The organism is Cohaesibacter celericrescens (assembly GCF_002866925.1).
Lineage (GTDB): Bacteria > Pseudomonadota > Alphaproteobacteria > Rhizobiales > Cohaesibacteraceae > Cohaesibacter > Cohaesibacter celericrescens.
On record NZ_PKUQ01000009.1, the window covers coordinates 112,312 to 137,448 of the forward strand.

General features: G+C 50.7%; 22 protein-coding genes. 16 read left to right on the plus strand and 6 right to left on the minus strand.

Translation table 11 applies throughout. The features are described 5' to 3' along the window. Positions 1 to 93: 93 nt before the first annotated feature. Together C0081_RS05470 and dcuC are read left to right on the plus strand one after the other, a co-directional pair. Positions 94 to 957, plus strand: coding sequence for an alpha/beta fold hydrolase (locus C0081_RS05470; RefSeq protein ID WP_101532800.1), 864 nt, complete (start codon positions 94 to 96; stop codon positions 955 to 957). Positions 958 to 1,011: 54 nt separating this feature from the next. Further along, a complete protein-coding gene (dcuC, locus tag C0081_RS05475) occupies positions 1,012 to 2,388 on the plus strand; it encodes a C4-dicarboxylate transporter DcuC (RefSeq protein WP_101532801.1) in 1,377 nt (458 codons plus the stop codon). 106 nt (positions 2,389 to 2,494) lie between these two features. Here the strand turns inward: dcuC and C0081_RS05480 are convergent, their stop codons facing one another. From C0081_RS05480 to C0081_RS05495, 4 genes are read right to left on the minus strand one after another with little or no spacing between them, the layout of a single operon-like run. Continuing rightward, the gene (locus C0081_RS05480; RefSeq protein WP_101532802.1) at positions 2,495 to 3,403 is read right to left on the minus strand and encodes an ABC transporter permease; all 909 of its coding nucleotides are present in this window, start codon (positions 3,401 to 3,403) and stop codon (positions 2,495 to 2,497) included. Beyond that, positions 3,400 to 4,491 (minus strand): ABC transporter permease, encoded by a 1,092-nt coding sequence (locus C0081_RS05485; protein WP_101532803.1) that lies wholly within the window; start codon positions 4,489 to 4,491, stop codon positions 3,400 to 3,402. Before C0081_RS05485 ends, C0081_RS05480 begins: the two co-directional genes overlap by 4 nt. After that, positions 4,488 to 6,089: an ABC transporter ATP-binding protein gene (locus C0081_RS05490; protein ID WP_101532804.1), complete on the minus strand. Its 1,602-nt coding sequence runs from the start codon at positions 6,087 to 6,089 to the stop codon at positions 4,488 to 4,490. Before C0081_RS05490 ends, C0081_RS05485 begins: the two co-directional genes overlap by 4 nt. Then, positions 6,089 to 7,060, minus strand: a complete 972-nt coding sequence (locus tag C0081_RS05495; RefSeq protein WP_101532805.1) for a BMP family protein — start codon at positions 7,058 to 7,060, stop codon at positions 6,089 to 6,091. The genes C0081_RS05490 and C0081_RS05495 overlap by 1 nt, the downstream gene beginning before the upstream one ends. A gap of 304 nt (positions 7,061 to 7,364) precedes the next feature. Here C0081_RS05495 and C0081_RS05500 point away from each other — a divergent pair, with 304 nt between their 5' ends. The 5 genes from C0081_RS05500 (at position 7,365) to C0081_RS05520 (ending at position 12,470) form a co-directional block, all read left to right on the plus strand. Beyond that, on the plus strand, positions 7,365 to 8,153 hold the full coding sequence (locus tag C0081_RS05500; RefSeq protein WP_101532806.1) for a cysteine hydrolase family protein: 789 nt from the start codon (positions 7,365 to 7,367) through the stop codon (positions 8,151 to 8,153). Positions 8,154 to 8,161: 8 nt separating this feature from the next. Continuing rightward, positions 8,162 to 9,349, plus strand: a complete 1,188-nt coding sequence (locus C0081_RS05505; protein WP_101532831.1) for an amidase — start codon at positions 8,162 to 8,164, stop codon at positions 9,347 to 9,349. After that, positions 9,346 to 10,011: a TetR/AcrR family transcriptional regulator gene (locus tag C0081_RS05510; protein WP_101532807.1), complete on the plus strand. Its 666-nt coding sequence runs from the start codon at positions 9,346 to 9,348 to the stop codon at positions 10,009 to 10,011. The genes C0081_RS05505 and C0081_RS05510 overlap by 4 nt, the downstream gene beginning before the upstream one ends. A 64-nt stretch (positions 10,012 to 10,075) precedes the next feature. Next, positions 10,076 to 10,900 carry a sulfite exporter TauE/SafE family protein gene (locus tag C0081_RS05515; protein ID WP_210200404.1) on the plus strand — a complete coding sequence of 275 codons (825 nt, stop codon included), beginning with the start codon at positions 10,076 to 10,078 and terminating at the stop codon, positions 10,898 to 10,900. A gap of 22 nt (positions 10,901 to 10,922) precedes the next feature. Further along, positions 10,923 to 12,470, plus strand: a complete 1,548-nt coding sequence (locus tag C0081_RS05520; protein ID WP_101532808.1) for a gamma-glutamyltransferase family protein — start codon at positions 10,923 to 10,925, stop codon at positions 12,468 to 12,470. Positions 12,471 to 12,564: 94 nt separating this feature from the next. On the opposite strand, the gene asd is transcribed toward C0081_RS05520, so the two are convergent. Continuing rightward, positions 12,565 to 13,452: an archaetidylserine decarboxylase gene (asd, locus tag C0081_RS05525; protein WP_101532809.1), complete on the minus strand. Its 888-nt coding sequence runs from the start codon at positions 13,450 to 13,452 to the stop codon at positions 12,565 to 12,567. 494 nt (positions 13,453 to 13,946) lie between these two features. Between asd and C0081_RS05535 the strand changes: the two genes are divergently transcribed. Beyond that, the gene (locus C0081_RS05535; protein ID WP_425349445.1) at positions 13,947 to 14,846 is read left to right on the plus strand and encodes a 2-hydroxyacid dehydrogenase; all 900 of its coding nucleotides are present in this window, start codon (positions 13,947 to 13,949) and stop codon (positions 14,844 to 14,846) included. 56 nt (positions 14,847 to 14,902) lie between these two features. Here C0081_RS05535 and C0081_RS05540 read toward each other — a convergent pair whose 3' ends face one another. Continuing rightward, positions 14,903 to 15,973 (minus strand): ROK family protein, encoded by a 1,071-nt coding sequence (locus C0081_RS05540; protein WP_180966770.1) that lies wholly within the window; start codon positions 15,971 to 15,973, stop codon positions 14,903 to 14,905. 699 nt (positions 15,974 to 16,672) lie between these two features. Between C0081_RS05540 and C0081_RS05545 the strand changes: the two genes are divergently transcribed. From C0081_RS05545 to C0081_RS05580, 8 genes are all read left to right on the plus strand, one after another. Further along, entirely contained in the window at positions 16,673 to 17,809 is a 1,137-nt protein-coding gene (locus C0081_RS05545) for an iron-containing alcohol dehydrogenase (RefSeq protein ID WP_101532813.1), read from the plus strand. 11 nt (positions 17,810 to 17,820) lie between these two features. Then, positions 17,821 to 18,249: an RbsD/FucU family protein gene (locus tag C0081_RS05550; protein ID WP_101532814.1), complete on the plus strand. Its 429-nt coding sequence runs from the start codon at positions 17,821 to 17,823 to the stop codon at positions 18,247 to 18,249. Positions 18,250 to 18,403: 154 nt separating this feature from the next. Continuing rightward, positions 18,404 to 19,429: a zinc-dependent alcohol dehydrogenase gene (locus C0081_RS05555; protein ID WP_101532815.1), complete on the plus strand. Its 1,026-nt coding sequence runs from the start codon at positions 18,404 to 18,406 to the stop codon at positions 19,427 to 19,429. A 79-nt stretch (positions 19,430 to 19,508) separates the two neighbouring features. Then, on the plus strand, positions 19,509 to 20,531 hold the full coding sequence (locus C0081_RS05560; RefSeq protein WP_101532816.1) for an ABC transporter permease: 1,023 nt from the start codon (positions 19,509 to 19,511) through the stop codon (positions 20,529 to 20,531). A gap of 4 nt (positions 20,532 to 20,535) precedes the next feature. Next, a complete protein-coding gene (locus C0081_RS05565) occupies positions 20,536 to 22,032 on the plus strand; it encodes a sugar ABC transporter ATP-binding protein (protein ID WP_101532817.1) in 1,497 nt (498 codons plus the stop codon). Next, the gene (locus C0081_RS05570; RefSeq protein WP_180966771.1) at positions 22,032 to 23,060 is read left to right on the plus strand and encodes an ABC transporter permease; all 1,029 of its coding nucleotides are present in this window, start codon (positions 22,032 to 22,034) and stop codon (positions 23,058 to 23,060) included. Before C0081_RS05565 ends, C0081_RS05570 begins: the two co-directional genes overlap by 1 nt. A gap of 38 nt (positions 23,061 to 23,098) precedes the next feature. After that, a complete protein-coding gene (locus tag C0081_RS05575; RefSeq protein WP_101532819.1) occupies positions 23,099 to 24,091 on the plus strand; it encodes a substrate-binding domain-containing protein in 993 nt (330 codons plus the stop codon). 185 nt (positions 24,092 to 24,276) lie between these two features. Next, the gene (locus C0081_RS05580) at positions 24,277 to 25,053 is read left to right on the plus strand and encodes an SDR family NAD(P)-dependent oxidoreductase (protein WP_101532820.1); all 777 of its coding nucleotides are present in this window, start codon (positions 24,277 to 24,279) and stop codon (positions 25,051 to 25,053) included. Positions 25,054 to 25,137: the final 84 nt, after the last annotated feature.

Here is a 25,137-nt window from a genome sequence, read left to right on the forward strand (position 1 = left end):
TTTATAATATCATTGAAACTATGCATAATCTACATGACATAATTTGAATTATAGTGGCTGACAGAAAAGACCCTCAAGCAAGCGAGGACTGTTATGCCCCCTTCATCGGCCTCCAATTGGTCACCTTCGGTTATTGATCTCATGCAGCGTCTTCCCGAGCGGGAATGCGTTGAAGTCAACGGCTTACCCATGAGCTATCGCTCCATGGGCTCAGGAACACCTATTCTGTTTATGCACGGATTGCTTGGCAGTGCGGACAGTTGGGTGTTTCAGATGCTCGACTTGAGTACGCGCCACAGGGTTATCGCTTGGGACGCCCCCGGCTATGGCCAGTCCAGTGAAATCGAGCCTGACCTAGACGCTTTTGCAGAGCAATTGAGGGGGCTTATTTCTGCGCTGTCTCTTTCATCTCTCACCGTCGTGGGACATTCAATGGGCGGCACGCTCGCTGCCCGTATCGCGGCTGATCCAGCCCCCCAAATGGACCGCCTCGTTCTGTCTTGTACGCACCCCGGCTACGGCGAGCCGCGCGACACCCCTCCAACAGAGAAATTGCTTGACCGTATCGAGACCCTGAAGAAACAGGGGGGAGAAGCCTATGGACGCGGTCGCGCAACCCATATGGTTGCACATCCGGTGGATGCCTTTCTGTTGGAGGTTGCAGCCTATGTTGCGGCCGGCACAGCGCCTGATGGCCTGTTCACGGCGACACGTATGTTGCAATTCGCTGATTTGCGGCCTTTCTACAGCAAGATTAAGATCCCAACATTGGTTTTGTTCGGTGGCAAGGACCCGGTGGTTCGCCCCGATTTATCAGCCGAACTCAAAGCGCTGACACCCAATGCAACCCACACAACATTGCCAAATGTCGGCCATGCCCCTTACCTCGAAGACGCCAAGGGTTACGAGGCCGTTCTGACTCCCTTTATCGAGTCATCCCACAATAGCTCTGAGTGACAACCGCTCGGTGCCTATCAATGTCTGAACCTGCACACCACTGGGAGGAACAATATGTTAGGTTTTCTCATCGGCCTCGTCGTCACGGTCATCGTGGCTTGGCTTATTATCAAGAAATATCAACCGCACACCATCTTGCTGCTTGCTGGTCTGGTATTGTTGGCTTTGACCCTGTTTGTCACGCCGGAAACATCCATTCTTTTCAAGAAAGCCAAATCGACGGGCCTTTCTTTCTTTGATATTTTTGATTATGTCCGCGGGTCTCTTGCCTACCGCGCTGCGGGATTAGGTATGATCATTATGGCCGCCGGTGGTTTCGCTAAATATATGGACCACATCGGTGCGACAGACGCCATGGTCGATGTGGCGATCCGCCCGCTCAAGCTTCTCAATGCGCCCTATGTGGTGTTGGCACTCGGGTATGCGGTTGGGCAGTTTCTCAATATCTTCATCCCCAGCGCCGCCGGCCTCGCCATGCTGTTGCTGGTCACCTTCTTTCCCACGCTTGTACGCCTTGGTGTCAGCACTGCCGCTGCCGCGGCCATGATCGGCACAACCGCTGTGCTTGATTTGGGTCCTGCCTCGGGAGCGTCCAATTTGGCAGCCAAAACGGCGGATCTGGACGTAGCGATCTATTTTGCTCAACACCAGTTGCCGGTCGGCTTGTTCGCCATCGCAGTTATCACGGTTCTTACTTATTTTAGCGGTCGGTATTTTGATGGCAAAGCAGGGCATGTTGCGATCGCAGAAGCGCTTAATGCAGGGCAAGATGACGCGTCTAAAAAGGATCGTGCTCCGGCCTTTTATGCTTTCTTGCCAATGGTGCCCCTTGCTTTGATCCTGATCTTCTCCAAACTGCTTATCAGTTCGGTAAAACTTAACGTAGTCACCGCGATGTTGATTGGTGCTTTGTTGGGCCTGCTATGTGAAACCGTCCGCCACCGTGATGGCAAAAAGGTCACGAAAGGCTTTATGGCCTTCTTTGATGGTATGGGCCGCATGTTTGCCCGCATTGTTTCATTGATCGTCTGTGCAGAAGTTTTTGCCGCCGGTTTGAAAACCATCGGGATGGTGGAATTCCTGATCAATACTGCCCAAACCTCTGGCTTTGGTGTCACAGCAATGACCATCGTCATGTGCGCTATGGTAACCGTTGTGGCCGTCATTACAGGGTCTGGCAATGCGGCCTTCTTCTCCTTTGGTCATCTTGCCCCCAATATTGCCGCAAGCTTTGGTGCCTCTTCGGTGGCCATGCTGCTGCCGATGCAGCTGACCGCAGGCCTTGCTCGCTCCATGTCTCCTGTGGCTGGTGTTATTATTGCGGTGAGCGACGCGGGGAATTGTTCGCCCATTGAAATAGTTCGCCGTACGGCTTTGCCGGTCATGGGCGGAATTTTGACGGTCGTTCTGTTCGGAGTCGTCTTCTCCTGATCTGCCTATGTTAAAAATGGCAGCGGTGCTTTGTGCTCCGCTGCCTTTCCTTGCCAGCCAGAACGTGCCAGAAGCGCACAACATATCCATTTATAAATGAGACACCCTAATATGGTTGCGATAGTGCACGCGGCGCTGTTTGTCTGCCAACCAATCCTGCCACGGCGAGCAGTGCCAACAGATAAGGCATCATGATCAGCAGGGCATTTGGTAATATTATGCCCATCGCAGGCAACTGGAACTGGAGGGCCGTTGCACCCCCAAACAACAGGCAAGCGATGATGGTGCGTGACATTTGCCAATTGCCGAAGATAACAGCGACAATCGCAAGGTAACCTGCCCCTTTTGTCATGCCCTCTGTGAAGGTATGAATTTCTGCAAGCGACAAAAATGCGCCCCCCAAGGCGGCCATCATGCCGGTGAACATAATGACGGCATATCTGATTTTATGCACGGATGTGCCCGATTTTGCCACAGCAACAGGATCATCTCCCGTAGCCCGAATCGCGATGCCAAGGCCTGTGCGGGCCATGATCCAGACAACAACTGCAATAAGTACGAAAACCAGATAAACCAGCCAAGATTGGTTGAAAAGGGGCCCGACAAAAGGAAGCTGACCCAGCACCGGCAGTGACCAAGCGTCAAAACCGGGGATCATTTCGCGCGAACGAGCCCCAAAAATTTGGCGGTAGCCGAGCGTCGTTATCCCAAGCGCGAGGATATTGATGCCAATACCGGTAACGATTTGGTTGGCACGCAATGTGTTCGTGAGAAAAGCCTGCAACAGGGCAATTGGCATAACAGCAATGACCGCAAATAAAAGTCCAAGCATGGGTGAGCCGGTTTGCACTGCGCCCACAGAACCGGCGAAGGCACCGGTGAGCATCATGCCTTCAACGCTCATATTAACCACGCCGGCCCGCTCGCTCACCAACTCGCCGGTGGCGGCGAACAACAGCGGGATTGCCAAACGCAAGGTCGAAGATAGGAAGACAATAAAAAGCTCATAGGTCATGGGGTCGTCCGTTTATCAAGATAATAGGCAGCACCGGCGATCAATAGAACGATCAGGCCTTGGATGACGCCAACAAGCGAAGAGGGGACCGTGGCGATCATTTCCATCGAAATGCCGCCAGAGCGCATGAAACCAAACAGAAGTGCCCCCGCGATAACGCCCGGAACAGAACCACGGGCAAGCAATCCCACCACAAGACCGTCGAAACCAAAGCCTGATGAAAAGCCCGCCTTCAGCGAATATTGTTCACCCTGCAACATCACCCCGCCAGCCAGTCCTCCAAAAGCTCCGGCAATAAAAAGAGCCAATGTCAGTGTCAGGCCAACAGAAATTCCCGCGCGCGCTGCAGCCGTGGGGTTGTGACCCACTGAACGGAGCTGGAACCCAAAGATTGATCGTGACAGCACAAGGGCGGCGATGACTGCCAGCAGCAGCAGGATAGGCAGCCCGTAAGTGACCGGTGAGGCATAGGACCCTGTGAGCAAGGGAACTTGGGTGGCCATGGGAATGGACGCGGATTCTGGCAATGTGGAGGAGCTGGTCATCGGTTGACGCAATAGATTTTCCGATTGCACGGACCAATACAGCAGTCCTGTACCAATGAACGAAAGAAGCAAGGTTGAAATTACTTCATTGGTACCCGAGCGGGTTTTAAGGACACCAGCCAAAGCCCCCCAGATGCCGCCAACAAACGCAGCCCCCACCAGCGGGATAAGAAAGGAAAGGCCAAAAGGCAGATCTGCAATGCCGGGTGTTAGGCAAAGGGCCGTCGCTGCAATGCCGCCAACCGCAATCTGTCCTTCGCCCCCCACATTGGTCAGGCCGGCGCGATTGGCTATGACAAACCCAATCCCAACCAATGCCAGTACGACGGCACGATTGAGGGAGGCCGAAATGGCGTAGGCGTTGCCGAAAGCGCCCTGCCAAAAAGCACCAAGAGCGTTATTGAGCGGCACGCCCATTGCGACGACAACAATCATACCGAAGGCAAAAGCAAGCAGCACTGCGATCACTGGAACAACGATTCCCTGATGGCTGTTGAGGAACTTGGACACATGTTCGCGTGTGGAAGTGATTATCTGGTTCATGGCAATTGTCCGGACATTAAAGCGCCAATAGCATCTCGATTTTGGGGGCTAGCGCTATGTGTGCCCACAATCTGCCCACGGTAGAATACAATGATCCTGTCTGCGACGGCGATCAGTTCGTCGAGTTCAGAGGAAATCAACAAGACACCAACACCCGTATCTGCCGCAGCGCGAATGCGTCTATAGACGGCCTCAATTGCGCCAACATCGAGCCCTCGTGTGGGCTGGGCTGCGAGTAGAAATTTGAGATTAGGCGTCGTCAACTCGCGAGCCAACACTGCTTTTTGCTGGTTGCCACCAGAAAGAGAGGCAAACGACGCATGGGGCCCTTGCGTGCGTACGTCATATTGGTCAATAAAATCACTGGCGGTTTGCTGTTGCCTCACTCGGTCAATAAGGCCGAAGCGGGCAAATTGATGCATACGATTGAGAAAGAGATTGTCTGCAACAGACATCTGGCCGATCGCGCCAACCTGATGTCGATCTTCCGGTACGATGCCAACACCGGCAGCCGTAATCTTGCGCGCATTGGCATGGGTCAGCTCGGTCTGGCCTACAAACCAACGACCTTCAGTCGCTGTTTCCATGCCTGAAAGAATGGCACCCAACTCGCTTTGGCCATTGCCTTCAACCCCCGCGATGCCAACAATCTCTCCGCTTTCGACTGTCAATGTAAGGGCATTGAGGCGTCTTACCCCGATAGGATCCACAAGTGATAGCCCATCCAGTTGCATGACTTCGCGAGACCCACCCTGCAAAGAGCGTGGGGTGCGTGGCGGCAGGTTTTGAACGCCCAGAGACGTCTCTGCCCCCGCCATTAACGGAGATTTTTGGATCATCGCACGGACAAGGTCTGGGATTTGTTCCGCGGGTGCATCGGACCGGCGAACAATCTTGCCCTCACGCAGCACGGTTACCCGATCTGCGATCTGTTTGATTTCAGCCAGTTTGTGCGTAACCATCACAACGGCACAGCCATTATCGGCAACCGTGCGACAGACCCCGAGCAATGAGTCAATTTCGCCGGGCAACAGCACAGCGGTTGGTTCATCCAGTATCAGCAAGCGTGGCCGCTGCATCAGACATTTGACAATTTCGACCCGTTGACGTTGGCCAACCGAGAGGTCGCCTACAATTTCGAATGGGGCCAGCTCCAAGCCAAATTCGGCAGCAAGAGCTGTAATTTTGACGGCTTCTGCTTTGCGATCGATTTTGCCAAATTGTTGGCCAAGCAACAAATTATCAATGACGGACAATTCGTTGATAAGGCTGAAATGCTGATGCACCATTGCAATATTGTGTGCCAAGGCAATGCGCGGACCATCGGGTGCATAGGGCGCGTTATCCAACTGCATCTCGCCGGTACTGGGTGCATGTACACCAAATATCAGGTTACAAAGGGTTGATTTTCCAGCCCCGTTTTCACCAAGCAGGCAATGCACTTCCCCAGCAAAAAACGCGATATCAATGTCTTCAAGAGCAGGGAAATCGCCAAAGCTTTTGGAGATCCCTCGCATAGAAAACAGTGCCGCATCGTTGGGCGTTGTGCTGCAGGTAGGTGAGGTGGCGTCGACAGCCACCTCCTTTTTATTATACATTAGCCTTCCAGTACCGAGATTTTGCCGGACTTGATGTCGTCCATGATCGCGTCGAGTTTTTCCATCATACCTGGAGCGGGATCACAAACTGCGATATCGGATGCTTCGGCACCCATGGCGAGGCCAAAGGGTTTGTAGCCAGCCACCCATGTTTCGGCAACGGCCTGATCAATCGTGTAGCCTACCTGATAGCCCACACCCGTAATGGAATAGGCAGGGTAGAGAGGGTCGGTGCCACAATAATTGGTATAGGAGCCAATGATGTGTGTGCCTTTTTCGGTCGCAGCCTGCTCCATGCCACGAAGGCCCAGATTGAGAATGTGATAATGAATGTCGGCACCCTGAGCGATTGCTGCCAAGGTTGCTTCCTTGGATTTCGCTACATCGTCAAAATCACCGGTGTAGCTTTCAATATATTTGATTTCCGGGTTGATATATTTTGCGCCATTGCCAAATTCTTTGCCGGCATTGACGATTGACGGAATTTCCATGCCGCCCACGTAAGAGACGGTGCCCGTTTTACTCATCATTGCAGCCGCTGCTCCGGCAACAAAGGCAATTTCAGCCTGTTTAACGTCGTAGCCAGCAACATTTGGCAGTTCGACACCGGCATTCCCGCCGACAATAGAAAACTTAATGTCAGGGAAGCGCTGAGCAATTTTGAGCACAGCAGCCTGTGTCTGACCACCGACACCAATGACCATCGAATTGCCGGATGCAAGCTGTGTCAGTGCTTGCTCCATGTCGCCGTAGGAAATATTCTCGATCATTTGAACTTTGATCTTGTCGCCATATTTTTCCTGAGCAGCAACGAGACCGTTATAGCTGGATTCCATCCAGCCTTTGTCGGATTTTGAGCCCGGAATAAGAATGCCTACAGTCAACGCTTCTTGAGCCAAAGCTCCCAAGGGGGATGTCATGAGGAAGGCTGAAAATGCGATGCCTTGAATTATGTTTCGACGACTTACCATGTGTAATTCCTTAATGCTTGACGTGAGAGAACTGCTTGCGGAACGTTGTGTCGGAAGCTATGCAACGCTCATGCCAAAGAATTAAGTCACTGATTTGCATCAATAAAAAAACCATTGCCGCTTCAATAAGTAAGTAACTGATTATTTATTAGACATTGTTTTTCATATCCACCCAGTTTTTAGGCAGACTTCGTGTTCCGATAAAATTTATGGCGGATTATCAACGAAAAATGGCTGGCACGAGGATTGCATTGTTGTTTGGCATGATCGGCTTGGATTGGTTTTTATAAAGGATATGGGCACAATGGATTTGAAAGATACCAAAAGCTCAGGCGGCACTCTGGGTGTGGGACGCAATACGCAGTGGAGGGCAAATGTCAACAATGTCGATATGACCCTGCCGGATGTTGTTCCGCGCATCGCAACCGTTAAATCCACCCCGCAAACAGTTACGCTCGATCTTGAACGCACAGCGATTATCGTGATCGACATGCAGAATGACTTCTGTACACAGGACGGCTGGGTTGATCACATTGGTGGTGACTATTCTGCCGATCGAAAACCCATCGAACCGCTTCAAAAATTGTTGCCCAAATTGCGACAGAGCAACGTGCCTGTAATTTGGGTTAACTGGGGAAACCGTGCTGATCTGATGAATATGCCCCCCAATCAGATCCATCTTTATAAAGCCTCGGGCCAAGGTGTCGGGCTCGGTGATCCTTTACCCTCCAATGGGGCTCCTGTTTTGCAAAAAGATTCTTGGGCAGCTGCAGTGGTGGACGAGCTCGCACCACAAGATACAGACATCAAAGTTGATAAATACCGGATCAGCGGTTTCTGGGACACGCCTCTGGATTCAATCCTGCGCAACCTTGGTATACGCACGATCCTCTTTGCCGGGGTCAACACTGATCAATGTGTTTTGCACTCGCTGACTGATGCCAATTTTTTGGGATACGGATGCATTTTGGTTGAAGATTGCTGCGCGACAAGTTCCCCCGATTTTTGCGCTGAAGCTACGGTGTGGAACGTGAAAAAATGCTTCGGGTTTGTTTGCAGTTCTGACGACGTAATAGAAGCGTTGCCCGCCTGATGGTCGATATGCCCCCCACCAACAATGGTTGCTCATATAACGCTTTTCTGCCGGATTCTGTGGCGACCGTCGCAGCAACGGGCGATGGTGCCTTGCGTTCGTTAGGTTTTGCGGTCAAGGATCTGATCGACGTCGCTGGCCAAATAACCGGCGGTGGCAATCCTGATTGGCTGGCCGCGCATATGCCCGCTGTGCGACATGCTCCAACTGTGTCTAAGCTTCTGAATGCGGGCGCGCAGGTTATTGGCAAGACCATCACAGATGAGCTGGCGTTTAGCCTAGAGGGGGCCAACCGGCATTACGGGACGCCACGCAATCCGCGCAATGTCCGATGGCTGCCAGGAGGATCCTCCAGCGGATCTGCCGTCGCGGTTGCTGCTGGGCTTGCTGATTTTGCGCTCGGCACCGATACAGGGGGCTCGGTGCGCGTGCCAGCAGCATTCTGCGGCATATTTGGTTTTAGGCCAACGCATGGAGCTGTCAGCCTTGAAGGGGTTCTGCCATTCGCTCCTAGTTATGACACCCTTGGCTGGTTTGCCCGTGATGCACAGACCTTGCAAGAGGTTGGTTCTGTTTTGCTGCCGCCTCAAAACTCACAGCCAATTACACGGATATGCGCCGCCACTGACCTGCTGTCACATGTCAAGTCGGGTGTGGCCAGTGACATGGAATGTAGCAGTGCGCGCATTGCAACCCACGCACCTGTCGACATGTTGGATGAATTCAGCCTTCAGGATGTTCAGGAGGTCTATGCGATCATCCAGGGATACGACATTAAACGGGCACTGGGAGCGCATCTCTCGGCGATCAAACCCCGTTTTGCGGCAGACATTGCCGCTCGTTTTGACAGTGCACTCTGCACCGAAGAAGATGCCTACAACGCTGCATGCAAACAACGCACCGCACTTACGCATTATATGGCCAGTATCTGTCCACCGGACACGGCATTGATCCTGCCCTGTGTCTCTCAGCGGCACCTGCTACGGATCGCTTCGACCGAAGAGATTGGCCATTTCTATGGCGTCACATTGGGTCTTACGGCTTTTGCAGGACATTGGGGGGCACCGCAGGTACAAATGGGGGGAGCTGCCAGCGGCGAAGGTGTTGGTGTATCCCTGCTCGGAGCTCCCGGAAGGGATCGTGCGTTGTTAAATTTGGCGGTAAAACTATCAACGCATTTGGAGGAAATGCAATGACTGATGGTCGTATTTCGGAGACCAAAACTAAAGTTAAGCAGACCCGCAACGCTGCGGACACCCGCGATAAAATTTTAAAAGCAGCGCGATATGAGTTTGCTCAACATGGATTTTCCGGCGCACGAACCGAGCGGATCGTATCGCGGGCCCATAGCAATCCGCGTATGATCTACCACTATTTCGGAGGCAAGGCCGACCTCTATGTTGCAGTGTTGGAAGAGGCTCTTGGCGAGTTGCGACGAGAAGAACTCAAAATCGATGTCGAGCACCTTTCCCCGATTGATGGACTGATGCAGCTGTTTGACTTTATGCATAAGCACTTTGAAGGCAATCGCGACTTGGTCCGCCTATTGTCAACGGAGAATATCCACAAAGCACGCTATCTTAAAACATCCAAAAGGGTATCTGAGATGTCCTCTCCCGTGCTACAAACAATGGCCCAATTGCTTACGCGTGGCGCGGCTTCCGGCACGGTCCGTGATGGTATAGATCCACTTCAGGTCTATGTTATGATGGTTGCACTCAATCAGTTTCACCTTTCCAATGTTTATACGTTATCTGTCATTTTTGAGGAAAATCTCGACGCGACGCACTGGCGTGCAGAGCGCCATGAAGCGGCGACCACAATGATGCGCGCATTTCTTCAACCTCCAAGTCTCTGAAAGTAGGATCTAAAATGTTGCGACTTGACGTTTCTAGAGTCTCCAAATTCTATTCGGTGGCCCTATGATGAATTTTATTGCCGAATATTGGTTGTTTTTTATTGCCGTTGCCGGAGCTGGGGTTCTGGGAGGTCTGCTCGCAGGTCTATTGGGCGTTGGTGGCGGCATCGTCATTGTGCCGGTGCTTTTTGTGATTTTCACAATACTCGACTATGCCAGCGGCCTCGCCATGAAACTAGCCGTAGCGACTTCTCTGGCCACCATCGTATTAACGTCGCTTATGTCCGCGCGCAGCCATTACAAGCGTGGAGCAACGGACATTGCCCTGCTGAAAGCCTGGTTCATTCCAATCGTTGTTGGTGTTTTGATCGGCACGTTTATCGGCGGGTTTGCCGACGGACGCATTCTCACCTTGGTGTTTGCGGTTGTGGCTGTTTTGGTGGCCTTGAAAATGATGATACCGCAAAAGGAGTCATCTCTGGCATCCGGCTTTCCAAATGCATCCATTCAAGCTGCATCTGGGGTAGGAGTGGGGCTAATCTCAGCGATGATGGGAATTGGCGGCGGGACTTTGAGTGTTCCCCTTCTAACCGCAGTTGGCTATGAAATGCGGCGCGCGGTGGGCACCTCTGCTGCGATCGGTTTTGTCATCGCGGTGCCGGCAACCATTGGCTATATGTTGGCTGGTCAAGGCGTAGCCGATCTTGCGCCTCTATCTATCGGGTATGTCAATGTGCCTGCTTTCGTGGCATTGGTGCCCCTCACCATGATATTTGCGCCCGTGGGGGCCCGTATAGCGCACAGCATTCCGCAAAGAGCGTTGCAATCTGCGTTTGGTTTGTTCTTGCTTTTGACGGCTGCACGCATGTTTTACAGTGTCTGGAGTTGATGCTGTGACCGCAGCAAAAGCGATGGTGACCAGCCCATGTGCCAAAGCGTCCAAGGCCGGTGCTGATATTTTGAAGCGGGGTGGCAATGCCATTGAGGCTGGAGTGGCCATGGCGGGTGTTCTAGCCGTCACGCAACCTCATTTTTGTGGTATTGGGGGCGATGCCGTCTGGATGGTGGCCGACGATACTGGAAGGCGCACGTCCCTGCTCGGCATAGGACAAGCGGCAAGGGATCTAACGTCTGGTCACCCGATTGCAACCCGCGGCCAAGGGTCCACATTGACCACGGCCTGTGCTGTGGATTCATGGTCGGCGGCGCTGAGCTATTCGAAAACACACTGGAGTGGATCGCTCAATCTGGGTGAATTACTCGAACCTGCAATTCTGTTTGCAACGGAAGGCTATGCTGTATCGCCTTCACAAGTGCATTGGCTTGATTTTCGTGCGGAAGCCATAGCGGGGTGGCCTGGCTTTTCTGAGATTTTTATGCCTTCCGGTCAGGCACCCGAAGCAGGTTCCCTTTTCAGGCAACCCCAACTGGGCAAAAGTCTGGAAGCGATTGCAATGGAAGGCGCGCGCACATTTTACGAAGGGGAGTTGGGTGCGCGGATCGCTGCGGGATTGAAAACGGTCGGGTCCCCCCTCACACAACGCGATCTTGCCGACACACGAACACGCTGCGCCCAACCTATTCATACCGATTATCGCGGCATAACATTGCTTGCCCCACCAGCCCCTACCCAAGGCATCACGACACTTCAAGCAATGGGGGTGCTGTCTGCGTTTGATGTTGGACGGCTGAAAGAAGGAGGGGCGGATCATTTTCATCTCGCCGTCGAGGCAATCAAGCAGGCTTTTCTGGAACGTAGTGGCGTCGCGGATCCTGATTATTCCCAATGCGATATGGCCTCGATGCTAAGTGCAGCAAACCTTCAAAAAATGGCAGGAGGGGTAAGTTCCAATCAAGCATTGGCTTGGCCGCACCTTTATAGGCAAGGAGATACGGTGCATTTTGCAGTAACCGATGCATCGGGCCGGTGTGTCAGCGTTCTGCAAAGCATATATTATGACTGGGGAAGCGGTGTCATTGCTGGAGATACCGGTATCCTTTGGCAGAATCGCGGCGCGGCTTTTTCAACGGATCCAACCAGCCCCAATGCCCTTCAGTCGGGCAAGCGCCCCTTCTACACCCTCAACCCCGGCATCGCGCTCAAGGGAGACAAGCCATACTTACTCTATGGTACACAAGGCGCTGATGGTCAGCCCCAAACGCTCGTTATGCTTTTGTCTCGGCTCATTGATTTCGAGATGGCTCCGCTGGATGCACTGCGCCGGCCAAGGTTTCTGCTTGGTAAGACATTCTCGGATTCGTCAGACAGCCTGAAAATCGAGGCCGATGCAGGAGAGGAAACGCTGAGCCGGTTGGCCGCAATGGGACATCAGGTATCTCCTATCGAGGCTCAAAGCCCCTTGGCGGGACAGGCGGGGATCATTCATATCGATCAGGATGGTTGGGTGAATGGCGCTCATGACACTCGGAGCGATGGTGCGGCATTGAAGGTTGGCTAAAAGCCTGACCGCAATCAAAATACCCCTACAGTCTGATTCCCGCAGCCTTGCAATTGGGAAGGGCGGCTGGAAATGAGTGGTGCATCATGCCTACTTAGACGACATGTGCCAACTCTTGCCCCACTTTGATGAGGGTTTCTTTGCCAGCGGCGCTGTTGGCAACAAGGTCTGCGGAGAAGTTGATTTTCCCCGGCTCAAACACAACCACTGTGGTCGAGCCGCCAAATTTGAAGTAGCCCTTTTCATCCATCATTTGAACCGGACCCGAGGTCTTGGTATTAACGATGGCTCCAACCCCAAAAGCGCCCACTTCGATAAAGGCCATAGTGCCAGCTTCCGTGGTTTCAATCAAAGTGATCTCACGCGTGTTGTCACCAAAAACATCCGGTCCCGCACCAAGCGCAATTGGGTTGACCGAGTGCAGCGCACCGTCAATCCTGACGCTGTTTACGATCTGTCCGTCGCATGGAAAATGGTAGCGGTGATAATCTGCCGGACAAAGGCGCACAATGGCCAGCGCGCCGCCGATGAATCGCTCGGACAGGTTCGGTAGCATTTTATGAATAGAGAATGGATGGCCTTTAACAGGCACAAAGATATCTTCATCCAAATGAGGGAAGACCAACACACGCCCGTCAGCAGGGCTGACAATTTTGCCCGGTTCGTTGGCCCAAGGCCGCGCTTGGGGAGTTAATTGGCGGATGAAAAAATCATTGAAACTCCGATAACTGTCGGTCGGATCTGCAAACTCACTTTCATCAATACCCAGCTCGGCGATGGTGGGACGGATTTTGCCTTTGGAAAGGCTGGAATCATAATAAGCGCCCATGAGGCGGCTGATCATTGAAGAGCGGAACAGAGCCTTTTCGATCAGCGACGAACTCGTATCCTGATAGGCCCAGCGAATGTATTTTTCGCCCAGAACCACTTCTTCGAATTCTTCGCCTGTCTCCCGGTCTATAATGATGATCGGTTTCGCCATAAATCAGTGCCTTTCCAATGCCAACCCACCATATCTATGGCAAGCGTGGGGCGATAACAAGCGGGTAGATCGCTGTGCTTTTGTCTGAGCGGACCACAAGCGAGACGGGCTGTTGACTGGTTTTGAAATTACGAAAAGGAAAACCCTTTGTCATCCAGCGAGGGCCAGGTGAATTTTTATATGCTTTGTGATGATTGTTGTCCTTTTCGCTCTGTTGATACCAACCGCAACATCATGGCACAGTATGATGCGGTCTGGTGGTGGCCAACCAACCCGCTCTGTAGGCTGTGAGCCCTATCATCGAAGTCATCAAACGACCGAAAACAATAAACCGTTGCGGTCGGCGCGCTTGATTTCGGCTGGCTGGTTTTAGAATTTTCGCTTATCACTTAGCGTGCTGGTGCGAACGCAGGCAATATGAAGTGTAGCCGTTGAGGAGGACCGTTTTGGACAAACCGCATATATTACAAATTGGGCCATATCCGGAATGGGATATGGAGCGATTGGAAAAGCAGTTTGAAGTTCATCGATATTTCGAAGCGCGGGACAAGGCAGCCTTTGTTGCTGAACGCGCCGGCTTAATTCGGGGGATTGCGACACGCGCCAAATTGGGTGCCAACAAAGCATTGATCGATGCGCTGCCAAATCTGGAAATTATTTCTGTGTATGGTGTTGGCTATGATGCGGTTGATCTGGAGGCTGCAAAAGCGGCAGGCGTACGGGTGACCAATACGCCCGATGTTCTGACTGGTGATGTTGCTGATCTCAGTGTCGCCATGATGCTGACTGCCTCTCGTGGTGTCATCGGGGCTCAAGACTGGGTTCGGTCTGGCGATTGGCAGTCAAAAGGCAGCTTTCCCTTGCAGACACGCGTGTTTGGTAAACGGGTTGGAATTCTTGGATTGGGCCGGATTGGGTATGAAATTGCTCGCCGGTGTGCGGCCTTCGATATGGATGTTGCTTATCGCAATTTGAAACCAAAGGATCTTGCTGAAGATTGGACATTTGAATCCAGCGCAGAGGCTTTGGCCGAGCGCTCTGACTTTCTCTTTGTTACTTTGACTGGCGGAGCGGCAAACAAACATGTGGTCGATCAGAAAGTCATCGAAGCCCTCGGACCCAATGGCATGCTGATCAACGTTTCGCGCGCGACAAATGTCGATGAAACGGCTCTCCTCGAGGCTCTTGAGAAAAAGACGCTTGGCTTTGCTTGTCTCGATGTTTTCGAAGGGGAGCCGGCTTTGAACCCGCGTTTTATTGCACTCGACAATGTGTTGCTGCAGCCGCATCACGCCAGTGGTACATTTGAAACCAGAAAAGCCATGGGCAAGCTGGTTTTTGACAATCTTGTTGCCCAGTTCGAAGGCCGTCCCTTGCCAACACCGGTTATTTGATACCAGAGTTAATTGTCGGTCTGCTTGATTGGGGTGCCTCGCTGGGTCGAATGTGACTAATTGAGTTGCTCGATTTCGGTCGAGAAAATACTTTTGGTCAACGCAACCTTCAAAATGCCCCTTATGGCACTTTCGCTCTTACACTCTGAAAATGACAGGGTCGATCTGTCATGAATAAAGCGCATTGTGTTTTCCCGAAAGGCTTTTTCCAGTGACGATTGATAGAGATGGTTGGACTGGCTCACGCCGCCAGCAATGACGATGTAATCGGGACTAAGCAGGTTGGCACTGGCCGCTATTGCCTCGCCTAGGCAACGCCCTACGTGCCGAAAGATGCTTTTTGCTGCTTCGTCGCCCTCATCCGCCAGTTGAGCAACCTCATGAGCCGTAAGATCCTTGTTTAATTTGTCCATTGCCATCCATTCAATAGCCCAGCCAGAGGCCTGGGTTTCGAGGCAATTGCTTTTACCACAATAGCATATAACGTCTCTGCTGCTGGCAATCGTCATATGCCCCATTTCGCAATAACCAGGCATGATTTTTCTATCTCTGATGACGGCTGAGCCAACACCAAAACCATGGTTCACATAGAGAACCGTATCGGACTCTTGCAAAGCATCATAAGAACTGTCTCCGATCGCCATCGCTTTGGTGCAGTTTTCCAAATAGACCGGTAGGTTGACTTCGGCGCTCAAAAGCTCAGCCAGAGCAACGTCTTCCCATTTAAAGTTTGGTGAATAGATGACTTGGCCCTTGTCGCTATTCACCAAGCCACCAATCGATACACCAACGCAAATGACGTCATCTTCTTTGAAGTCATGTGCTTCCATCATCTCCAAAACCAAGTTGGCGCTCTGACGAATAACGACATTTGGAAAATGACTGCTGCTTGTTTTCTCGGTTTTATAGATGGTGTAGTCGCCATTGATGTGGCCAAACGATACTTTCAAATTATAGGCGCCGATATCGACACCGATCACCACTTTTGGATAATCCTTGCGCAATGACAATAAGATTGGCTTGCGTCCACCACTGGATGTAGAGTGACCCTCGCCAGTCGCTTCTATAAGACCGGCGTTGATAAGTGACTGTGAAAGCTGAGTGATTTTTGGTTTGCTCAGTTTCATAGTCCGAGAAAGTTCAGTCCGGCTGATGAGCCCTTTGTTGCGGATTATATTAAGTGCTGTAATCCCATGGCCTGGCCTTTTTGTATCAAAGGGCATTTTATGCTCGTTTCTTGACAGTAAGCTGCTTTAGTCTTGAATTTTTGAAAGTATCAGTCCTGAACTAATGCGTTTGAGCTTTTTTGTCAAAGATAATTTCATTTTTTTACAATCGAACGAAAAATTTTGATGAATCCGTCCGTTTGAAAGCTGAGCTCGATGGAAAAGGCATGACATAAGGGCCTGTTTTGAAATTTTTTGTGTTAATTCGACAATTTATTCACAAAATAAACATACCAGAAATTTTTTCTCCTCAACTATTCTTTGAGCCATCTCTTGGGTTTAGTAAGAATAAAATAATATTATCTGAAACTCTCATGTAAAATATTTTATAGTATTCAAATTTTTAAAATATATTTTTCAAATTATACCTAATATATATGAAATATATTATCAAGTATGGAAAAGTTATATTTTATAATAATTACAATTTGTAAATGTATGGAAAAGTTACGAAAAAGTTTTGAATTTTATTCCAAAGATATAAGTATAAATTGATTTTTAGATGTGATTGATAAAATGAGTTCGGCTGATGGAGATGGTGACAATCAATCATTCCTCATGTATGTTCACAAAATGAATTAACATGAAGGGTCTATCTCGATGTCCGGAGAATTTAACTACGTAGTACCAACTAAACTTCACTTTGGTGTCGACATCCTCACGCAATGCGGATCGTTGATCAGCGGTCTTGGCAAGCGTGCTTTGCTTGTCACGATGAAAGTGGAGCCTTTTATGGAGCCCTCTTTGGCTATTCTACGCAGTAGCCTGAAAGAAGCCGGCTTTGAAGTCCATGGGTTTGAAGGCGCAATTCCAAACCCAACTCTGGCGTCTGTAGAAAAGGGAAGCCAGCTCGCTCGGGATTTGGATATTGATGTCGTGATTGGTTTTGGTGGTGGGTCCGCTATGGACACAGCCAAAGCAATCGCAGTGGGAGCGACACATGAAGGATCTCTTTGGAACTATATTTGGAGTAGCGACACCCAACCAACAGACAAAACTCTTCCGATTGTCGCGATCCCAACCACCTCAGGTACCGGCTCTCAATTAACACAGGTCAGTGTGTTTACGAATGAAGACCTCAAATACAAAGCGGCGATTTATAATGAGTTGATCTTTCCTGCGGTCGCTATTGTTGATCCTCGCCTTATGGTGACGACACCAAAGGCTGTTACAGCGGCAACCGGTTTTGACGTGTTCACTCACGCATTCGAAAGCTATATCCACTCAAACTCTAGTCCAATCGTGAAGACACTGGCAAAACAAGCAATTGCCATTGTTGGTCAATATTTGCCAGTGGTCTTGGAAGATCCGCACAATATTGAAGCGAGAACCCAAATGGCCTTTGCTGACAGTTTGGCAGGCATGTGCATTGCAAATGCGGGTGTCACTTTGCCGCATGGCATGGGAATGGCGATCGGTGGTTTTTATCCAAATATCAGTCATGGTCAGGCATTGGCTATTGTCTATCCTGAATTCGTGAAATTTACGGAAAGCGCAGCGCCAGAAGCCTTTGAAATGCTTAGGAACGCTCTGGCTCCAGAAGCCTCAAGTCCTTTAGAAGCCATTGAAGTCTTTTTGAGCAAAGTAGGGCTGAACAAAAAGCTGAGTGATTTCGGTGCGACCAGTTCCGACGTAAGTGCGCTGACAGAACAGTGCATGGTATTGCCCGACTATCAGGCCAATCCAAGGGTTACAAGTTCGGATGAAATGCGCGCAATTATCGAAGCTGTGCTTTAGGGGGAACTGGTATGCTCAAGGGTGTTTCATCATTGCTTTCACCGGATCTGCTCTATGTAATGGCGCAAATGGGGCATAGTGACGAGATCATTCTCGCGGATGCTCTATTTCCGGCCTACAGTGTCAACAGCAAAGTCCTTCGGATGGATGGCGTGGAGATCCCTGCTCTGTTGCACGCGATGATGCCTCATTTCCCGATTGACACCTATGTCAAGGATTCCGTGTTCATGGTTGAGCCGCCTATGGGGGATGCCGAAGATCCGGAATTACCACAAAAGTACCGTGCGATTATTGATCAATATTGCCCTGAAGCACCTGCAACAATGTTTACCCCGGACAGACAGGAATTTTACCAGCGCGCTAGCAAAGCATTTTGTGTGGTCGTGACTGGGTCTGTCGTGAAATACGGCAATTTGCTGCTTAAAAAGGGTGTCTACTAGATGCATAGAAAAGCACGTGATTGCGTAATCGTAACCTTGTGTAAGTATTTGACTTAAAATCCAAAAACTACTGGGGCTTGTGCGGCCACAATGATTGGTTGGCGTGTCCAGAGTGATCAACGAAACTAGATTGAACGATTAGGGGAAAAGAGCCATGCGGCAGGCAATAATGGTAGAGCCTGGTAAGATTGAATTTCACAATGACATTGAAGCGCCCAAACCCGCTGCCAATGAAATTTTGATGAAAGTGTCTCGTATTGGAGTTTGCGGTTCGGACATCCATGTCAACCATGGCAAACATCCATTCACTCCCTATCCGGTAATTCAGGGGCATGAGTTTTGCGCTGAAATCGTTGCCGTTGGAACAGATGTCGATCAGGAGTTGTTTCCAATTGGCTCTCTTGCAACGGCCCTGCCTCAAGTCACGTGCGGCAAGTGTGAGCCATGCAAACGAGGTGATTTTAATATCTGCGACGAGCTAAAGGTCAGGGGGTTCCAGGCTCCTGGCGTTGCGCAGGATTATGTCACCTTTCCGCAAGATATGGTGCTGGTTTTGCCAGAGGGCATGAGTGCTGAATTCGGGGCATTTGTGGAACCGTTGGCCGTCGCTGTGCATGCCGTTTCCAGAGCAGGCGATATCAATGGCAAAGATGTTCTGGTCACAGGTGCAGGAACGATTGGCAATGTGATTGCTCAGGTCGCGAAAGCCAAAGGGGCCAATATTTTGATCAGCGATATCAGTGATTATCGTCTGAACAAGGCAAAAGAGTGCGGGATTCTTCATACCGTCAATCCGACGACCGAAGATATTGCAGAAGTCGTGCAAAAAACCTTTGGCCCCTCCCGCTTCGACCTCGCCTTTGAAGTCGCAGGTGTTGAATCCGCGCTGGATACAACCATTCAACTTGTTGCAAAAGGCGGCACCGTCGTTGCTGTCGCTGTTTATGGCGGCAAACCCCGTGTCGATATGTCTGTGCTGGGCGATAGAGAAATCATCCTAAAGGGCACCCTGATGTACAAACATGCGGACTACCGCGAGGCAATTGAATTGATTTCATCGGGAAAAATTCAGTTGTCTTCCCTGATTACCAAGCATTTTTCCTTTGATGATTATTCAAAAGCTTACGAATACATCGATGCCGACGCGGATATGACGATGAAGACGATGATCGTCATGTGATGTCAGAAAAAGTTTAAGACTGCCCTTTGCTCAATCGGGAGAACTTTGTGGGATTGAGCAAGGGAAATGGGAGAAAATAATGGTCTATGCTGAAGTCTCGCCAAGCAGAAGCGATCACTTTATTTCGCGTCTAAAAGCGGCATCTTCAAGCCGTCAATTCTGGTTGTTGGTTATCAATGCGATTGTTGTTCTTGGGCTCGGTTTCCTTCGGCCTGATACATTTCTGAGTTGGATCAACTTCAAGGCTGTGTTGTCCTTGATGTCATATGATCTGCTTCTGGCCGTTGCGATGACAACTGTTCTGATCGTCAGGGGGTTGGATCTTTCGGTCGGGGCGGTGATGGCCTTGAGCTCGGTTGTCATGGCGCTGCTACTCAGAGAGGGATATCCGGTCTTCCCTTCGGTTTTTAGTGGGTTGGTTGTTGCGCTTCTGTGCGGTTATATCAATGGCTTCTTTATCGTGCGGGTCGGTATTCTGCCCTTTCTTGTGACTTTGGCGATGATGATAACGGCGCGCGGTGTGGCAACGGTTCTAACCACGGGGCAATATATTTCCTTTCCTCTTGCGCCGCGTTGGTTTTCCAAATTCGCCAGGCACGAATTCATATTGCAAATTGGTGACAATCATTATGGCTTTCCGGTCTTGTTGATTATCACGCTGACCGTGACCATCATCTTCGGATATTTGCTATCCCATTGGGTGCCTTTGAGACGGCTCTTCTTCATTGGGCAAAATCCCGAAGCGGCCGAGCTTTCCGGCATCCAGACGGTGCGGTACACGATTGCAGCTTATGTCATCGCCACCTTCTTTGTTTGGGTTGCTGCGTTGTTGATGACGTCAGCAAACAAAATTGGGTATGCCAACTACGGCATCACAGCCGAAATGCGAGCAATTGCCGCGGCTGTAATCGGCGGGGCGAGCTTCTTCGGCGGATCGGGCAGTGTTCTTGGCACTTTCCTCGGCGTGCTCTTGTTAGCACTTATCGGCAACGGCTTTATTTTGCTCAATGGCGACCCCAACTGGCAACAGGCCACAATTGGTGCAGTTTTGATTATCGCTGTTGCGGTTGACGCGATGCGTACAATGCGGACACGGGGATAAGAGTATGCTGCAAGCAAAAGGTATCGACAAATCCTTCTTTGGTAACAAGGTCTTGGATGATGTTAGTTTCGATGTAAGAGCAGGCGAAGTCCATGCCCTAATCGGAGAAAATGGTGCAGGCAAATCGACATTGGTCAATATTCTGTCTGGCAATCTGGCGCGGGATGTCGGTGATGTAATTTTTGACGGAAACTCGGTCTCCTTCAGTCATCCGCTTGAGGCAATGCATGCAGGCATTAGCGTGGTGCATCAAGAGCTCAGTATCGTCCCCAACGCCTCTGTTGCAGAGAATATCTTCCTCAGGCGCGAAATTACCAATGCACTGGGCCTAAATAACTGGAATGCGATGTATGCTGAATGCGAACGGGTCTTTGGCCAAATGGGAGTGGATATCAATCCACGCGCTTTGGCCGGCAGCCTCAGTGTCGGCATGCAGCAGTTGGTCGAAGTGGCCAAAGCGGTTGCGTTGAAAGCCAAGCTGATTTTCATGGACGAGCCAACATCATCTCTGTCCGAGAAAGAAATTGCTGAGCTGTTCAAAGTTGTCCGGGACTTAAAAGCGTCCGGCTTGGGCATTGTTTTCATCTCGCATAAATTGAGTGAGCTTTTCGAGATTTCAGATCGCATTACGGTGTTGCGGGACGGCAAATATGTCGGAACGCGGGATACGGCTGGCCTGACATCAAATGAAGTGATTTCAATGATGGTCGGCCGCGCTCTGACCAGCCTTTATCCTGAGCGTGGCGACAGTGACGGAGAGGTCTTTTTCAAGTGCAAGAACCTGTCCCTGTTCGGGGCCATTCAGAATGTTGCTTTTAACTTGCGTCGTGGAGAAATACTCGGCTTTGCAGGATTGATTGGAGCAGGACGCACCGAGGCGATGCGCGCGTTGATCAACGCGGAACCCCGTCTGTCAGGGGAATTCGAGCTTGAAGGCGAACCTCTTACGCTCGCTTCGCCACATGATGCGATGAAAAAGGGCATTGTCTATCTGTCCGAAGACCGCAAGGGAAGCGGCCTGTTTCTTGATTATGACATGGTTCACAATATCAGCTCATGTGTTCTGGAGCGTGGTTCCAGCTTTGGCATGGAAAACCGCGACGTCATGTTACATGCGGCTTGGGATTACATCGAACAGATGGACATTCGCCCAAAACGACCTTCTGCGATGGTTGTTAGCCTGTCGGGCGGGAACCAGCAAAAGGTTCTGTTGGCCAAATCCCTCAATGCACAACCCAAGATCTTGATCGTTGACGAACCGACTCGCGGTGTTGATGTCGGTGCCAAAGCGCTCATTCACAGCAAGCTGCGCGAGCTGGCCAATTCTGGCTGCGGTGTCATCCTGATTTCATCTGAACTCCCGGAAGTCCTGGGAATGAGCGATCGGGTGGTGGTGTTCCGAGGGGGCACTGTCGCTGCTGAATTGAACAATCGGGACGGATGTCTCTCGCAAGAAGATGTGATGAATGCGGCTGTTGAATGGAAAGGGCGGGCAAGCTAATGCGCACCAACTTTATGAATAAAAAGCTGAGCATCGCATGGTTGCAATATCTTGGTTTAATCACAGTGATCCTTTTGATCATTTTCCTCACACACGCCGTTTTCGGCAACGTGTTAACAGCGGCCAATATGCGTGTTATGGCCATGAATATGGTGTTCGAGGCGATAATGGCACTGGGAATGACTTTCGTCATCATCTTGGGTGGTATCGATCTCTCCGTCGCCTCGGTTTTCGCTTTTGCTGAAATTCTTGTTGCCAAGCTGATGATGGAAGCGGGTCTTCCGGTGCCTCTTGCTGTGATCATTACAATTGTTGCTTGCTGCGGTATCGGTATGATCAATGGTTTCATGATCGTCGCCTTCCGTGTGCATCCGATGGTTATTACGCTTGGCACTCTTTTGACCCTGCGTGGGATCAATCTTGCAATCACTGACGGGCGGTCAATCTCCGGGTTCTCCGATGGGTTTCATTGGCTCGGGCAAGGGAAAATTTTCGGGATAGACTTCCCCATCGTCTTCTTTGTTGTAGTCGCTGCAATCCTTGGATTTCTGCTCGCCCACCACAAATATTTTCGTCAAATCTATTTCATCGGCGGATCAGAACGCTCGGCCCGTTTCTCTGGTGTCAGCATTTCTCGAGTCAAGATCAGCATCTACGCTCTATGCGCAACGCTCGCAGGCTGTGCCGGTGTTATGGCAGCCGCAAAATATGGAGCCGCCCACTGGGGTCACGGCAACATGGCTGAGCTGAAGGCTATTGGATCAGTCGCGATCGGTGGAGCCGATATGATGGGGGGAAGTGGCACCATCTTTGGCACCGTTCTAGGCGCAATGTTCCTAGCGGTGGTTCACAACGCCTTTGTGACCTCAGCGGTGAACCCCTTTTGGTACGACATTGTCAACGGTGCGATGTTGCTGATCGCTGTTTTGATCAGTCGCTTCATTGCCAAACAGAATGACCGGAAAATGAAATCCGTTCGTCAGCAGAAGATAGAGCAATCTCTGCAAAATCAAAAATCCGTGACGTAAATTTCTGCAACCAACTAACTATCCTCGGGAGGATAATTATGAAGAAACTTGGACTAAGTCTAGCCGCAGCCACATTGGCCCTCGGCACACTCATCGCACCGGCAGCAATGGCCGCGCAGGATAATGAACATTATGGAATGGTCGTATTCCTTAAAGGGTCTGAATTTTTCAACTGGTCTTATGCCGGTTTTCAGGATGCTGCAGCGACCGTCGGCGCAACCACTGAATTGCAGGGCCCTGCCGATTGGGATGCCTCTGCAGAATCGCGCGCCGTCGACCAGCTGGTAGCCAAAGGCGTTAAAGGCATTGCTGTGACGGCAGGCGATGCGGACACATTGATTGGCTCTATCAACGCAGCGATGGATGCCGGTGTTCCCGTTCTGACATTCGACAGTGACTCTCCAAAATCAAAACGCATGCTGTTTGTTGGCACCAACAACTATAATGCTGGCTTTTCTGCAGGCAAAGCAATCGGTGAAGATCTTGGTGACAAGGCACGCGTCGGCGTTTCTCTGATCCCTGGTCTCGACTCCATCAACCATCGTCTGCAAGGCTTCAAAGACGGTCTTGCTTCGGTCGCTCCTGGTGCAAAAGTCATTGCGGAAGTGAATGACGAAGGCGACTTGCAGAAAGCAGAGACCGTAAACACTGCTATGTTGCAAGCCAACCCAGACATCAACGTAATCTTCTGCGCACATGGTAACCCTGCGACTGGTGCTCTTTCAGCAACGCGCAACGTAGGCCGCATGGAAGGCGATAAAAAAGTACACGTCCTTGCTTGGTCAATTGATGTGCCTATTCTGCAGGGCATCGAAGAAGACGAATATGGTTCAACCGTTGCTCAGAACCCATACATGATGGGCGTACAATCTTTCTGGCAGCTATGGTCCGCAGCTCACCCAACCCAATTTGACAGCTTGAGCAATCCTGGCTTTGGTCATGTGCCAACTGCAGATCTGGACACTGGCGTGAAAATCCTCAAAAAAGGCGATCCAGCCATCAAAGGTTTGATGACTCCTCCCAAGATCTGAATCTAGGCTTCTGGTCTTGATTTATGATCCGGCAGGTGGGCTAAGGCCCGCCTGTTTCTTCGTTTACTGCAATGAGAACTTCAATTCGACTTTGGCTCTTCCTCGGCCGGTATAATTGTGGTGAAGTTCTCCAATGGCTGGCTCCAAGGAGCTAGGCAATGTAATTCCATTTGGGAGAAATAGGGATGGACTTGAAACTCGCGGGAAAAACCGCACTCATTACCGGAAGCTCTGACGGCATTGGTTTTGCGATTGCAAAAGGTCTTGCTGATGAAGGTGTGCGTGTTCTTATTAACGGGCGCAACCAAAAAAATGTTGAAAAAGCATGCAAGGAAATAGGGGAGCTTGCCCACCCTGCTGTTGGAGATGTCGCAGCGGTTGATGGTATCGCTGCTATTGTAAAGACATGTCTCGATATGGGTGGAGTCGATATTCTTGTCAATAATGCGGGAACCGGTTCCAATGAAACCGTCATGGAAGCAACGGACGACAAATGGCAGGATTATTGGGATCTACACGTAATGGCAGCCGTTCGCCTCGCGCGTGGTTTGGTGCCGTCCATGGAAGCCAAGGGCGCAGGAATCATTTTGAATAACGCGTCCATCTGTGCTGTGCAGCCTCTTTGGTATGAGCCAATTTACAATGTCACAAAGTCGGCCTTGATGATGCTATCCAGATCTCTGGCGACGGAATTGGTTGACAAAAACATCCGCGTTAATTGTGTGAACCCAGGCTTGGTCCTAACCCCCGATTGGATAAAAACCGCGCGTGAACTGACCCGCGATACCGGAGGTGATTGGGAAGGATATCTGCAAAAAGTTGCAGACGAGCATGCGCCAATAAAACGGTTCTGTTCCCCCGATGAGGTCGCTGATTTCTTTGTCTTCTTATGTTCGGATCGGGCTAGCTATTCGATCGGTGCGACCTATTTTGTTGATGGAGGAATGAAAAAAACAGTTTGATCAAGCAAGTTGTTTTGCGATCAACAACCGCAGTGTCATCAGATGCTGGCTTGCCCCCCAAAAAAACACCGCGCCAAGCCCTGA

Bases quoted from the DNA above. Each gene is read 5' to 3' on its own strand.
- C0081_RS05495 (WP_101532805.1), bottom strand. From the start codon at position 7,060: ATGGTAAGTCGTCGAAACATAATTCAAGGCATCGCATTTTCAGCCTTC.
- C0081_RS05485 (WP_101532803.1), bottom strand. From the start codon at position 4,491: ATGAACCAGATAATCACTTCCACACGCGAACATGTGTCCAAGTTCCTC.
- C0081_RS05560 (WP_101532816.1), top strand. From the start codon at position 19,509: ATGGTCTATGCTGAAGTCTCGCCAAGCAGAAGCGATCACTTTATTTCG.
- C0081_RS05510 (WP_101532807.1), top strand. From the start codon at position 9,346: ATGACTGATGGTCGTATTTCGGAGACCAAAACTAAAGTTAAGCAGACC.
- C0081_RS05570 (WP_180966771.1), top strand. From the start codon at position 22,032: ATGCGCACCAACTTTATGAATAAAAAGCTGAGCATCGCATGGTTGCAA.
- dcuC (WP_101532801.1), top strand. From the start codon at position 1,012: ATGTTAGGTTTTCTCATCGGCCTCGTCGTCACGGTCATCGTGGCTTGG.
- C0081_RS05555 (WP_101532815.1), top strand. From the start codon at position 18,404: ATGCGGCAGGCAATAATGGTAGAGCCTGGTAAGATTGAATTTCACAAT.
- C0081_RS05545 (WP_101532813.1), top strand. From the start codon at position 16,673: ATGTCCGGAGAATTTAACTACGTAGTACCAACTAAACTTCACTTTGGT.
- C0081_RS05575 (WP_101532819.1), top strand. From the start codon at position 23,099: ATGAAGAAACTTGGACTAAGTCTAGCCGCAGCCACATTGGCCCTCGGC.
- C0081_RS05565 (WP_101532817.1), top strand. From the start codon at position 20,536: ATGCTGCAAGCAAAAGGTATCGACAAATCCTTCTTTGGTAACAAGGTC.
- C0081_RS05515 (WP_210200404.1), top strand. From the start codon at position 10,076: ATGATGAATTTTATTGCCGAATATTGGTTGTTTTTTATTGCCGTTGCC.
- asd (WP_101532809.1), bottom strand. From the start codon at position 13,452: ATGGCGAAACCGATCATCATTATAGACCGGGAGACAGGCGAAGAATTC.
- C0081_RS05540 (WP_180966770.1), bottom strand. From the start codon at position 15,973: ATGAAACTGAGCAAACCAAAAATCACTCAGCTTTCACAGTCACTTATC.
- C0081_RS05470 (WP_101532800.1), top strand. From the start codon at position 94: ATGCCCCCTTCATCGGCCTCCAATTGGTCACCTTCGGTTATTGATCTC.
- C0081_RS05490 (WP_101532804.1), bottom strand. From the start codon at position 6,089: ATGTATAATAAAAAGGAGGTGGCTGTCGACGCCACCTCACCTACCTGC.
- C0081_RS05500 (WP_101532806.1), top strand. From the start codon at position 7,365: ATGGATTTGAAAGATACCAAAAGCTCAGGCGGCACTCTGGGTGTGGGA.
- C0081_RS05480 (WP_101532802.1), bottom strand. From the start codon at position 3,403: ATGACCTATGAGCTTTTTATTGTCTTCCTATCTTCGACCTTGCGTTTG.
- C0081_RS05520 (WP_101532808.1), top strand. From the start codon at position 10,923: ATGGTGACCAGCCCATGTGCCAAAGCGTCCAAGGCCGGTGCTGATATT.
- C0081_RS05535 (WP_425349445.1), top strand. From the start codon at position 13,947: ATGGAGCGATTGGAAAAGCAGTTTGAAGTTCATCGATATTTCGAAGCG.
- C0081_RS05550 (WP_101532814.1), top strand. From the start codon at position 17,821: ATGCTCAAGGGTGTTTCATCATTGCTTTCACCGGATCTGCTCTATGTA.
- C0081_RS05505 (WP_101532831.1), top strand. From the start codon at position 8,162: ATGCCCCCCACCAACAATGGTTGCTCATATAACGCTTTTCTGCCGGAT.
- C0081_RS05580 (WP_101532820.1), top strand. From the start codon at position 24,277: ATGGACTTGAAACTCGCGGGAAAAACCGCACTCATTACCGGAAGCTCT.